A 236-nucleotide genomic window follows, 5' to 3' on the forward strand; every position below is an offset into this window, starting at 1 on the left:
GTCTCATACTGCTCAAAAGCGATTAGGTGTACTACGCGATAGTAACGATGGTTTTGTGATAGCTGAGCGCGATTTAGAAATTCGTGGCCCTGGTGAAGTACTCGGTACAAAACAAACAGGGTTAGCCGAGTTTAAAATTGCCGATCTTACCCGCGATAAGCACATACTTAACCAAGTTAGACCGATTGCACAGCAAATGCTTAAGCAACACCCAGAGGTTGTTGACCCACTAATTC

1 pseudogene is annotated in these 236 nt (G+C 44.5%); it reads left to right on the plus strand.

Features of this window, described 5'->3' with window-relative positions:
* A pseudogene (locus AAEY78_RS14970) lies at positions 1–236 on the plus strand (ATP-dependent DNA helicase RecG); the annotation flags it as partial.

Origin of the sequence: Psychrobacter sp. 16-MNA-CIBAN-0192 (assembly GCF_040309565.1) — a bacterium.
Lineage (GTDB): Bacteria > Pseudomonadota > Gammaproteobacteria > Pseudomonadales > Moraxellaceae > Psychrobacter.